This is a genomic window from Microbacterium sp. cf046 (assembly GCF_900114345.1).
Lineage (GTDB): Bacteria > Actinomycetota > Actinomycetes > Actinomycetales > Microbacteriaceae > Microbacterium.
Genome location: NZ_FOZJ01000003.1, coordinates 920,758 through 932,544 on the forward strand (window position 1 = coordinate 920,758; position 11,787 = coordinate 932,544).

Here is an 11,787-nt window from a genome sequence, read left to right on the forward strand (position 1 = left end):
CAGTGTCCTCTTACTCGTGCTTTCCGTCGTAGTGCGGGTTCTCCCAGATGACCGAACCACCCTGCCCCAGGCCGACGCACATCGCGGTCAGGCCGTAGCGGACGTCGGGGCGTTCGGCGAACTGCGCCGCGAGCTGGATCATGAGCCGCACCCCGGATGCGGCGAGGGGATGGCCGAACGCGATCGCGCCACCCCATTGGTTGACGCGTGGGTCGTCGTCGGCGATGCCGAAGTGATCCAGGAGCGAGATGACCTGGATCGCGAACGCCTCGTTCAGCTCGAACAGCCCGATGTCATCGATCGTGAGACCGGCCTTGCGGAGCGCTCTCTCGGTCGAGGGGATCGGTCCGATGCCCATGATCTCGGGCTGCACCCCCGCGAACGCGAACGAGACGAGACGCATCTTCGGGGCGAGCCCGAACTCCTTCACCGCGCCGCCACTGGCCAGCAGCGACATCGTCGCACCATCGGTCAGTGGAGACGACGTCCCGGCCGTGACACGACCGTGCGGGCGGAACGGAGTCTTCAGCGCCGCGAGGTCGGCCATCGTGGTCTGCGGGCGGCGACCCTCATCCTCGGTCGCCAGACCCCACGCACCGTCGGCACCCTTGATCGCGACCGGGACGAGGTCGGGCTGGATCTTGCCCGCGTCGTAGGCTGCCTGCACCTTCTGCTGCGACAGCATCCCGTAGCGATCCGACCGCTCCTTCGTCAGGTGCGGGAACCGGTCGAAGATCCGCTCCGCCGTGACACCCATGTTCAACGCCCCCGGGTCGACCATCCGCTCCGCCACGAAGCGAGGGTTCGGGTCGGCGTTGCCGCCGATGGGGTGGTGTCCCATGTGCTCGACGCCACCCGCGAGGGCGAGGTCGTACATGCCGACCCCGATCGAGCCGGCCATCGTCGTCACGCTCGTCATCGCGCCCGCACACATCCGCTCGATCGCGAACCCCGGCACCGACTGCGGCAAACCCGCGAGGATCGCCACCGAACGACCGAGAGTCAAACCCTGATCACCCGTCTGCGACGTCGCCGCGATCGCCACATCATCGATGCGATCCGTGGGAACCTGCGGGTTCCGCTCGATCAGCCCGATGGTCGCCTTCACGGCGAGATCATCGGCACGGGTACTCCAATACTGACCCTTCTCGCCGGCACGCCCGAACGGGCTACGCACACCATCGACGAAGAAGACCTCATTCAGTTGTGCCACGCGAACTCCCTTGTCACGAGCCGGACCGAAGGATCCTTGCTCCACGGTTGCGGCGGTTCGTAAATACGCTAACATGTTCAGCAATGCGAATGCAGCATCAAAGATTTCCGGCTGCACCTTGAAGACGAGGGAGATCGACAGTGACGTTCGAGTTCGTGTGCCATGCGACACCCTCGATGCGCTCCGTGTGGGGTCCCGGCGCTCTCGGGCAGATCGCCGTCGAACTCGACCGTGTCCGCGCCGAGAGCGTCGTGCTGGTGTGCGGTCGGTCGATGTCGGCCGATGACGCCACCATGTCGTCGGTTCGCGAGGCACTGGGCACGCGTCTTGCCGGTGTCTTCTCCGCTGCTCGCGAGCACAGTCCCGTGACGAGCGTCGAAGAGGCGGCTCGCGTGATCGAAGACGCCTCGGCCGACGCGGTCATTGCGCTCGGGGGCGGGTCCGCCATCGTCACGGCACGGGCGGCATCCATCCTTGTCGCCGAAGCGGTGCCGGTTCGCGAGCTCGCGACGACCCGCGGGGCCGACGGGCGACTCGTGAGCCCGCGGCTCGCGGCACCCAAGCTCCCGCAGTTCATCCTGGCGACGACCCCCACGACCGCGTACGCGAAGGCCGGCGCCGCGGTGCGTGACACCGAGACCGGGGAACGGCTCGCACTGTTCGATCCGAAGGCCCGCGCGAGCGTCGTGATCTTCGATGAGCGTCTGGCCGAGACGGCACCGTCGGCGCTCGTCGTCTCGGCGAGCCTCAACGCGCTCTCGATGTCGGTCGACGGCGTCCAGTCGGCTCGAAGCGATCCGCTGGCCGAGGCCTACTTCGCTCAGGCGATCCGCGAGATCGTCACGACGCTGCCCTGCATAGTCGCCGGTGATGAGGGGGATACCGGCTCGTCCCGCGTTCGCCTCATGATCGCCGCCCTCATGGCAGGTCACGCGAGCGACTTCGTCGGCACCGGCATCTCGCAGCCGCTCTCGCACGCGATCGGCCCCGTGTCGACGACCTCGAACGGGAACGTCGAGGCGCTGCTGCTCCCGCACGTCGCCCGATTCAACATGGACGTCACGTCCGGGCAGCTCGCGAAGGTCGGCGGTGTCGTTTCGCGCGAGCGCGTCTCGGCGCATGACGTGCCGGGCCTCTTGGAGGCATTCCTCGCCGACATCGATGCGCCGACGACGCTTCGCGAGATCGGGATCGAGAAGGCGGACTTCCCAACGATCATCGCGCACGCCCACGATGACTGGTCGCTCACACGAGTGCCCAAGCCCATCGACGCCGACGGCTTGCGCGCATTGCTCGAGGAGGCGTGGTGATCGAGGAATCGGCCTTCCGGCCCGACAGCCCGCGAAGCGACTCCGGTAGCGTCCGCAAGAGACGCTCCCACCGCCGACGGGCCGACATCTTCGTCACACCATTTCATGACTGCACGACTACAGAAGGAAAGGTCCGATGACACTGACGATTGACCGACTGCTCACAAACGCCAGCGAGCACGTCGCCACGATGGATCTGGTGATCGGCGGCATCTGGGTGGCGGCCTCCGATGGCGGGACATTCCCCACCTTCGATCCGGGTACTGGAGAAGTGATCGCTCACGTCGCTCGCGCGACATCCGATGATGTGGATGCCGCCGTCGCGGCAGCACGCGAATCGTTCGACAAGTCCCGATGGATGGGCTTGTCCAACGCTCAGCGGGGGGCGATCCTCTGGCGTGCCGCAGACGCCCTCAGCGCCCGCGCCGACGAACTCGGCATCCTCGAGAGCCGCAACATGGGGATCCCCGTGCCCCAAGCGCGGACCATGGTGCTCGAGGCCGCGGCGCAGTTCCGCTACTACGCGGGCTGGGCAGACAAGATCCAGGGCAGGACGATCGATCTCGGCGGAGCGGATCGCCGGATCCAGGGCTACACGCTGCGCGAGCCGATCGGCGTCGCTGCCCTCATCGTCCCGTGGAACGCACCGCTCATCTCTGCGGCGAAGAAGCTGGCGCCGGCACTGGCCGCCGGCTGCTCGTGCATCCTCAAGCCCGCGCGCGAGACTCCACTCACGGCGCTTGTGCTCGGGCAGATCCTGATGGAGGCCGGTGTTCCGAGCGGCGTCGTGAACGTCGTCACCGGATACGGCGAGACGGTGGGCCAAGGACTGGCCGAACACCCCGATGTCGACACCGTGGCCTTCACCGGCTCGACCGAGGTCGGTCGCACGATCGTGCATGCCGCGACCGGGAACATGAAGAAGCTCTCGCTCGAGCTGGGCGGCAAGTCGCCGGTCATCGTGATGGGCGACGCTGATCTCGACGCTGTCATCCCTGGCGTGGCCGGTGCGGTGTTCTGGAACACCGGTCAGGTCTGCGCGGCAGGAACCCGGCTCTTCGTGCACGACAGCGTCTACGACGAGGTCGTCGAGGGCGTCGCCCGACAGGGCCGGGCTCTCGCTGTCGGCTATGGCGGAGACGAAGGAGTCGACATCGGACCCCTCATCTCGCAGAAGCAGCTGGACCGCGTGTCCGGCTACATAGCGAGCGGCCGCAGCGATGGAGCCACCGTCGTTAGCGGTGGGAACCGAATCGGCGATCGAGGCTACTTCTTCGAACCGACGGTGCTGGCCAACGTAGACCAGAGCATGGCCGTCATGCGCGAAGAGATCTTCGGCCCCGTGCTGGGCGTCATGAGATTCTCCGACGTCGATGAAGCGGTCGCCCTCGCGAACGACTCGTCGTACGGTCTCGCCTCAAGCGTATGGAGCCGCGACGGCGCGGTCGCACATTCGATAGCGCGGCGCCTGCGCGCGGGCCGAGTGGGAATCAACGTCCACCGCGCCGGCGGCGTGTACATGCCCGCCGGTGGGTACCGCCAGTCGGGCTGGGGGCGCGAGAGCGGCGAAGAGGCCCTCGCCAACTACCTCGAGACCAAGTCCGTGGTGGCCACGCTCTGACACGAGCCGAGACGAGCCTCGGCCGCCCGCCCGAACACGCACCATCACCTGAGAATGAATGAGGAACACATGCCTTCGAAAGAAAAGGTCGACGCCGGGATCACCTCCGAACTCGCCCGAGCAAGTTTCACCGACGAGATGCTTGCCGAGATGAATGCCCTCACAGGCACCGAACTGCGCACGGCGTCGTCAGTCAACAACGAGTACGCCACTCGCCTGGCGATCTTGCGGTTCGCAGAAGGAATTGGAGACGACAATCCGCTGTGGACCGACGAGGAGTACGCCGAGTCCACCAGCTACGGCGGTATCATCGCGCCCCCGAGCTTCATCTTCTGCTGCCTCGGGTCGGTACAGGTCGGCTGGCGCGGGCTGGGAGGCTTCCACGCCGAGACGAACATCACGTTCCACGGTCCGATCCGCGTCGGCGACAAGATCACGGCGCGTGTGTTCTTCGACGGCTTCGACGGTCCGACCGAGAGCAGCTTCGGCGGCCGGCGCATCAAGGACTATCTGCGTCAGGAGTACCGCAACCAGGACGATGAGCTCGTCGCGACCTTCATCTGTTCGCGCATGCGATTCGAACGCGGCGAGATGCAGGAGCGCAACGCATCCCGGGCGATCGAGTTGCCGCATCCGTGGACACCCGAGCAGCTCGTCGCGATCGAAGAGGACATCCTCGCGGAGGAGCCCCGGGGCGCCGAGCCGCGGTACTGGGACGATGTGCAGGTCGGCGATGAGCTGGACGTCATCACCAAGGGACCGATCGGCCTGACGGATGAGATCGCGTTCGTCGCCGCCGGCGCCGCGCCCATTCCGCGACTCGCCGCGCACTCGGTGGCGCTGCGCCGCTACCGCAAGCACCCGAAGTGGGCATACCGCGACCCGAACACGTTCGCGCTCGAACCCGTGTACTCCGTCCACTACAGCGACTATGCGGCCCGCCTCCAGGGCGCGCAGATGGCGTACGACGTCGGCATCCAGCGCACATGCTGGGGGATCCATGCGATCACCAACTGGATGGGCGACGACGGCTTCGTCAAATCGATCCACGGGCAGTACCGCTCGCACGTGTACCTGTCGGACGTCGTCCGTCTGGGTGGGCGGGTGATTGCCAAGCACATCGACGATGACGGCGATGCCGTCGTCGAGCTCGAGACGTGGGCCTGGAATCAGCGCGAGCAGAACGTCATGCCCGGGAGCGCGGTCGTCCGCCTTCCCCGGAAGCAGCGGCCCGACGCATGACCGGCGCGCTGACCCTCCCTCAATGGGGCACAGAGATCATCGAGGAGCCGGCCGGTGAGTCAAGCTTCCGGATGTACGCCGAGCGGCCGCGACATCTCGAGTCGCTCCTCGACCTTGCCGCCCGGTGGGGGGACCGCCCCCACATCGTCCAAGGCGATCGGGTCATCACCTTCGCCGATCTGCATAGGAATGCCAAGCGCGCCGCGGTGCATCTGAGAAGCCGAGGTGCCGCGCCCGGCGACCGTGTGTTCCTGCTCGGGTGGAACTCGCCGGAGTGGATCGTGAACTACTGGGCGATCACGCTCGTGGGCGCGGTTCCGGTGCTCGCCAACGCATGGTGGAGCGCTGCCGAGCTGGACTACGCGCTGACCTCGCTCGATCCGGCGCTGGTCGTCGTGCACCCGCGCATCACCTCGCCGAGCCTCGACCGGTTCCCGCACGCGGACTGGGCAGGTGGGTTCTCCGAAGGAGAGACGCCCGCCGTCGCCGACGGCTCTTCGGACCGGGAGCCCGCCGAGGGCGATCCGTGCGTCGTGATCTTCACCTCCGGAACGGAGGGGCAGCCGAAGGCGGTCGAACTGTCGCACCGATCGCTGCTCTCGGGGCTCCAGATGCTCTTGCACATCACGAAGCGCCTGCCGCATCAGGTCAGCGATGAGGACGGCGAGCCGGCGCTCCACACTGGACCCATGTTCCACATCGGCGGAGTGCAGACTCTGCTACGCTCCGTCGTCGTAGGTGACACGCTGGTCATGCCGGCGGGACGCTTCGACGCGGGCGAGGCGCTGCGCCTCATCGAGGAGTGGCGAGTGCGACGGTGGAGCGCGGTGCCCACGATGGTGACGCGTCTTCTCGAGCATCCCGATGTCCAGGTGCGCGACGTCACGTCGTTGCGTGCGGTGACCGTGGGCGGCGCTCCCGTCACGGCGGAATTCCTCGAGCGACTGCGCGGCGGCCTGCCGGGCGTCAACCCCCGCGTCGCAACCGGTTACGGGCTCACCGAGAACGGCGGCCAGGCCGTCGCCGCGTCGGGCAACGACACGGTCCTTCGTCCCGGCACCACCGGCCGTGCCCTGCCGTGCGTCGAGATCTCGATTCGCAAGCGTGGAGCAGGCGAAGACGGCGAGATCCTGGTGCGCAGCCCCACGCAGATGACGCGCTACATCGCCTCGGCATCAACGAGCCCCATCGATGCCGCCGGCTGGCTGCACACCGGAGATCTCGGCACGATCGACTTGGAGGGCTACCTCTGGATTACCGGTCGCTCGAAGGACATGATCATCCGCGGCGGCGAGAACATCGCCCCGGCTGCCGTCGAAGAGGCGCTCGTCGCTCAGGACGGCGTCAAAGAGGCGGTCGTGTTCGGAGTGCCAGATGCCGAGTTCGGCGAGGAGGTTGCCGCAGTGATCGTCGCACCGGCCGGAATCGACACCGCGCAGCTGCAGTCGGACCTCCGGGGAGTGATCGCGTCATTCTCGATCCCCACACGCTGGGAAATCCGCTCCGAGCCGCTCGAGACGAACCACGCGGGCAAGGTCGACAAGCCTCTCATCGTGCGCACTGTCCGTGAGCGGCTCGAGCAAGAAAAGTCGGTGACCCGATGACAGAGCAAGTGACGATCGAGCGGGTCGATCACACGGCCACCGTCGAGATCCACAAGCCACCGGCGAACTTCTTCGATCGCTCGCTGCTCGCCGACATCGCGGACGCACTCCTGCAGCTCGACACCGAGCCCAACGTGCGGGCGATCGTGCTATGCGCGGAAGGACGACACTTCTGTGCCGGTGCCGACCTTCGAGGCGTCGACGCGCAAGAGCTTAGAGACGTGTACCGCGAGGCCTTCGCGATCTTCACGGCCCGCAAGCCGATCGTCGCAGCAGTGCAAGGAGCCGCCGTGGGCGGAGGCCTGGGACTCGCGCTCGCCGCCGACTTCAGAGTGGCGACGCCTGAGTCCCGACTGTCGGCCAACTTCGCGAGGCTCGGCTTTCACCAGGGTTTCGGCCTCTCCGTGACCATGCCCAGGCTCATCGGCGCACAGCGAGCATCGGAGCTGCTCTACACGGGTCGAGCCGTCGTCGGTGAGGATGCGCTCGCCATCGGCCTCGTGGACCGTATGGTCCCCGCCGATGACCTGCGCGCTGCCGCACAGGCATTCGCCGACGAGATCGCGCAGTCCGCGCCGCTGTCGCTGCTCGCCATACGCTCCACACTGCGACGCGAGCTCGTGGCCGACATCTCTGCCGCACTCGATCTCGAAGCGACAGCTCAAACGGCGCTCCTGGGATCCGCCGACTTCGCGGAGGGTGTCGCTGCCGCAATCGCCAAACGCGACCCGCATTTCACCGGCTAATGAGACGATCGAGGAGTGATGATGTTGAATGAGCACTGTGAGTGAGGAGCAGACCGTCGAAGAGGAACGCGGCCCACAGACACATCGGACGATCGACCGGGTCACGAGAATACTCGAGGAGGTCGTCTACAACCCAGGACTGGGGTTCGCCGATCTCGCTCGAGCGCTGGATGCTCCGCGCAGCTCGGTCCACGGTTTCATCCGCGGACTGCTCGCGAAGGGGTGGCTGTTTGAGGACAATCACAGGTTCTATCTCGGCCCGGCCGTGTATGGCCTCACGCTCGCAAGCGGGCATATCCGCGCGGGCCTGGTGACCGAGACTGATCTCGCAGAACTCCACCGCGCAACCGGCCTCACCGTGTTCCTCGGTGTCCAAGCGGGCGACAACCTGATATACGTGGCCGAGTCTGGGTCGGATACCTTGACCGGCTACGCGGCACGCACCAATATCAGACGTTCGCTTCTTGAGACAGCCGGAGGGAAGGTGCTGCTCGTAGCCATGCCCGAGGCCCAGCGCAACTCGTTTCTCAGGCGTCGCCCGCCCGAGGACGCAGCACTTGTTGACCAGTTTCTGTCCGAGTTCAAGTCAATCAAGGACAGTGGAGTCGCCAGGAATACGCTCCATGGGGGTGCGCGGTTTGCACTGGCCACAACTCTTTCAAACGCCTCAGGCGAAGTAGTCGCCGAAGTGACTATGGTCGGCGAAAGCTTCGACATGTTACCCCGCGAGGCTGAGCTGCGTGCAACCCTCCGCCAATATGTGGAGCAGTGGGCGCGACGGACGACCAAGTCGCGCGAGGCAATCTAGGAGCTCTCCCGTGATGCCATGGCCGACGAAGGCCCCCTCCCAGCGGAACCTGGGCCTGCATTCGCGTCACTCGCACCCGATCTGGGATTCGATAATTTGGCGCACATCAATAATGAGATGTGCGTCGAGGAGCCCGCAGCTGTGCGCGCGAATCTGGATCGCATCATGAGGATTGCCGGCTGATGCCGTGCCCGCCGTACGACGCCTCGATCATCGAGAATTGCCGTACCCGGCGTCAGCCGATGTTCGATGCTGGCGTTCGAAGCGGCGGGGTTTCCGACGCGCGACTTCACGCTTACTTACATGACTGATATTCGGCAGCGCCGTGAGGAGTGGCTCGATGACACCGCGAACGATCGCGTGGTGTATCACTCGATCGGCAACGCCCAGATCGCCTCGAATGTCGGCAGAGACAGGGTGATTCCGATTGGGCGATCTCACACACGTGCGCGACGATCTGGGGCGTGGAGGGACCATGGCCCGTGCTGTTGCGGGTGGCGTTTTTCCCGTACACCGTCGGATTGCTTACTATACCTATAGTGCCCAGCCCTTGGCGACGTCCGTAGCTCGAGCGACCATCCTCCGGCATCGACGGAGATCAGCCCTGAAGGCTTTCTAACCAGCGGATGATACGGGTCAGGGAGGAGATGCCGGCCGGGTCGAGGGGCCTATTGAGCTGTCCATGGTCCGATCCCATCTCGGTTACCCATGCCACATCGACGCCGGCATCCTTGAGCTGGTGTGCGTACCGCTCGCCGGAGGCGCGTAGCACATCGTGTTCGGAGTTGATGATGAACGTCGGCGGCAGGCCGGTCGAATCCGCGACGCCAGCGAAGGCGTGCGGGTCAGACAACGCGTCGGTTTCGCCGGCGTAATTGAACATCATCCCTTCGATGATGCGCGGATTGAAGCTGTCCCGCACAGGCAGCCCGGCGGTCGCGGCATTCATTTCGTCTGTCATCTCGGGAAGCTGCGGGTGGACGATCGGGTATACCAGTAGCACAGCATCCGGCTGGAGTGCGCCTTCATCGCGGAGGCGCACGGACAGCGCGGCGGCGTATGCTCCGCCGGCACTGCCACCGCCGAACCGTAACGGACCATTCCACCCTTGGGTGTGCACCCATTTCCACGCGGCGTGAACATCGTCCATGGGGACGGGGTAGTGGGTGCCGCCCAGCGCTTTGTGGTAGTCGACCGAGACGATCCGGTGTCCGGCTGCGGCGAGGCTGAGGCTGACCCAGTGCGCCTCGGGCATGTTCAGGTCACCGGTCACGAACGCGCCGCCATGGATCCACATGAACGTGCTCAGCGGAGCGGACACCGGGGTATAGACGCGTGCCGGAATGGGTCCGTGAGGCCCATCGATGGTGACGTCGTGGAAGGAGATCTGGGCGAGCTCGGTGTAGTGCTGCACGAGCAGCGCGTGCGGCATCTCAGCGGTCTCGGCGTTCCACCCGACGATCAGCGGCTCAACTAGAGCGAGAAAGTCCTTTTTCGATTCGTCCAGGTGCGTGCCAGCAGATTCGGTCATTCGTGCTCCGTTGTCGGGACTGCGAGAGGAGGAGTGCCGCGATCGATGCAGTGGCGATCGCGGCACCCGGGTGGGCCGCCTCACAGTTCAGCAGACTGCGACGCGGACGTCGGTGGTCTATCCGGCGGGCTGGATGTCGTAGATCGCGGGGTAGACGTTGGTCGGCACCCGCTCGACGATCGTGTCGGCGTTCGCGACGAAGCTGTTCTGCGCGCGGTAGAACGGCGCGAACCAGGCTTGGTCTACGACGTACGCATTCAGCTCTTTCACTGCATCATCCTGTGCTGCCTCGTCGCCGAACTGGATCGTCTGGATCCACTCGTTCACCTGTGGGTCCTCGTAGCGGAATGGGTTGAACAGTGCGGTCGGAGAGAGCATGAACTGGATGAGCTGCCAGTCGGGGTTCTGCTCGAGCGTCATGTAGCTGGCCGCGTACTTCGGGGCGAGCAGGTCGGCGGCGAAGTTGCCGAGCTGGACATCGACGTTCTCGACGGTTATGCCGACATCGGCCAACTGCTGCTCGAGAAGGACGTAGGTGGTGTTGCCAAAGACCGCGTTGCTGGGCATCTGGATCGTCAGCCCATCGGCATACCCGGCGTCCGCGAGAAGCATCTTGGCAGCATCCGGGTCGTAATCGTACGTCTCATCGAGCGCCGGGTCGTATGCCGCAGAGGTGGTGGGGAACACCTGCTCTGTTACGGTGCCCAGTCCGCCCTGGAGTGCGGTGAGCAGTCCCTCGCGGTCGATGGCGTGATTGATTGCCTGCCGGACGCGGACGTCGCCGAGGGCGGGATTCATGGTGCCGGCGCGGTCCAGCAGCAGGAAGCCAGCAAACTCGGTCTCCAGCCCGTAGACCGTCCAGCCTGCTCCCTCTATCTCGCCGAGCGCATCGTTGCTGAGCAGTCGCATCGTGTCGACTTCGCCGGCCTTGATCGCATTCAGCGCGGCGGTCGGGTCCGACAGCACGCTGATCGTGAGGTTGTCATAGTGCTGCAGGTCGGGGTTCCAGTAGTCCGGGTTCTTCGTATACACGTAGGTCGTTCCGGTGACTGTCGCGGCCGTGTCCAGAATGTACGGGCCGGATCCGATCGGGTTGGTCGCCGCGTCCGGATCCTCGAACATCGCGGGGCTTGCGACCAGGCCGGCGGTGCGGGTCAGGTAGTTCAGAAGTGCGGGATCGGGTGCCGACAGGGTCAGGACGACCGTGGTGTCGTCCGGGGCGGCCACGGTGGAGACGTTGGCGAGGTAGCTCGCGTCGGTCGAAGTGCCGGCCTTGAATCGCTCGAGGTTCTGCTTCACGATGTCAGCGGTCAGGTGGGTGCCGTCCGTGAAGTCCACGTCGTCACGGATCGTCAGCCTCAGCTCGGTGTTGTCCTCGTTATAGGACCACTCCGTGGCGAGAAAGGGTTCGATCGTTCCTTCCGGAGTCGCGAGGAGCAAGGTGTCATAGACGGCCTGGATGAACGGAGCCTGGTCACCCCAGGCGGCTTGGGAGGCCTCCAAAGTGGTGGGTGCTGTCACCGCGCCGAGGGTGAGTGATGCGGCTGTCGCGTCATCTCCACCCGTGCCGCCACCTGCTGCGCAGCCGGTGAGCGCGAGTGCGGCGACGAGCGCCGCGGTTGCTGTGATCTTCCATCGGAGCATCGTCGGTCCTTCCTACGGGCAACCCCTCGATGGGCCGCATTGCTGTGAGAGACTAGCACGAAAGCTTA

The 11,787-nt window shown here is 65.6% G+C and carries 9 protein-coding genes; 6 read left to right on the top strand and 3 right to left on the bottom strand.

Annotation, left to right across the window (positions count from 1 at the left end; translation table 11 throughout):
- Positions 1–10: 10 nt before the first annotated feature.
- On the bottom strand, positions 11–1,213 hold the full coding sequence (locus tag BM349_RS16760) for a thiolase family protein (RefSeq protein ID WP_091708524.1): 1,203 nt from the start codon (positions 1,211–1,213) through the stop codon (positions 11–13).
- A 140-nt stretch (positions 1,214–1,353) separates the two neighbouring features.
- On the opposite strand from BM349_RS16760, the gene BM349_RS16765 reads away from it, so the two are divergent.
- From BM349_RS16765 to BM349_RS16790, 6 genes are all read left to right on the top strand, one after another.
- Entirely contained in the window at positions 1,354–2,523 is a 1,170-nt protein-coding gene (locus tag BM349_RS16765) for an iron-containing alcohol dehydrogenase family protein (protein ID WP_091708526.1), read from the top strand.
- Positions 2,524–2,659: 136 nt separating this feature from the next.
- Positions 2,660–4,144, top strand: coding sequence for an aldehyde dehydrogenase family protein (locus tag BM349_RS16770; protein ID WP_091708528.1), 1,485 nt, complete (start codon positions 2,660–2,662; stop codon positions 4,142–4,144).
- 69 nt (positions 4,145–4,213) lie between these two features.
- Positions 4,214–5,386, top strand: coding sequence for an FAS1-like dehydratase domain-containing protein (locus tag BM349_RS16775; protein WP_091708530.1), 1,173 nt, complete (start codon positions 4,214–4,216; stop codon positions 5,384–5,386).
- Positions 5,383–6,990 (top strand): class I adenylate-forming enzyme family protein, encoded by a 1,608-nt coding sequence (locus BM349_RS16780; RefSeq protein ID WP_091708533.1) that lies wholly within the window; start codon positions 5,383–5,385, stop codon positions 6,988–6,990. The genes BM349_RS16775 and BM349_RS16780 overlap by 4 nt, the downstream gene beginning before the upstream one ends.
- Positions 6,987–7,736 (top strand): enoyl-CoA hydratase/isomerase family protein, encoded by a 750-nt coding sequence (locus BM349_RS16785; RefSeq protein WP_091708535.1) that lies wholly within the window; start codon positions 6,987–6,989, stop codon positions 7,734–7,736. Before BM349_RS16780 ends, BM349_RS16785 begins: the two co-directional genes overlap by 4 nt.
- A gap of 28 nt (positions 7,737–7,764) precedes the next feature.
- On the top strand, positions 7,765–8,544 hold the full coding sequence (locus tag BM349_RS16790; RefSeq protein ID WP_091708537.1) for an IclR family transcriptional regulator: 780 nt from the start codon (positions 7,765–7,767) through the stop codon (positions 8,542–8,544).
- Between the two features lie 598 nt (positions 8,545–9,142).
- Here the strand turns inward: BM349_RS16790 and BM349_RS16795 are convergent.
- Positions 9,143–10,075 (bottom strand): alpha/beta hydrolase fold domain-containing protein, encoded by a 933-nt coding sequence (locus BM349_RS16795; RefSeq protein WP_091708540.1) that lies wholly within the window; start codon positions 10,073–10,075, stop codon positions 9,143–9,145.
- A 117-nt stretch (positions 10,076–10,192) separates the two neighbouring features.
- Positions 10,193–11,719, bottom strand: coding sequence for an ABC transporter substrate-binding protein (locus BM349_RS16800; protein WP_091708542.1), 1,527 nt, complete (start codon positions 11,717–11,719; stop codon positions 10,193–10,195).
- Positions 11,720–11,787: the final 68 nt, after the last annotated feature.

What these genes read in the sequence shown, in the direction of transcription:
- BM349_RS16770 (WP_091708528.1), top strand. Translation starts at nt 2,660, where the DNA reads ATGACACTGACGATTGACCGACTGCTCACAAACGCCAGCGAGCACGTC.
- BM349_RS16775 (WP_091708530.1), top strand. Translation starts at nt 4,214, where the DNA reads ATGCCTTCGAAAGAAAAGGTCGACGCCGGGATCACCTCCGAACTCGCC.
- BM349_RS16780 (WP_091708533.1), top strand. Translation starts at nt 5,383, where the DNA reads ATGACCGGCGCGCTGACCCTCCCTCAATGGGGCACAGAGATCATCGAG.
- BM349_RS16785 (WP_091708535.1), top strand. Translation starts at nt 6,987, where the DNA reads ATGACAGAGCAAGTGACGATCGAGCGGGTCGATCACACGGCCACCGTC.
- BM349_RS16790 (WP_091708537.1), top strand. Translation starts at nt 7,765, where the DNA reads ATGAGCACTGTGAGTGAGGAGCAGACCGTCGAAGAGGAACGCGGCCCA.
- BM349_RS16795 (WP_091708540.1), bottom strand. Translation starts at nt 10,075, where the DNA reads ATGACCGAATCTGCTGGCACGCACCTGGACGAATCGAAAAAGGACTTT.
- BM349_RS16800 (WP_091708542.1), bottom strand. Translation starts at nt 11,719, where the DNA reads ATGCTCCGATGGAAGATCACAGCAACCGCGGCGCTCGTCGCCGCACTC.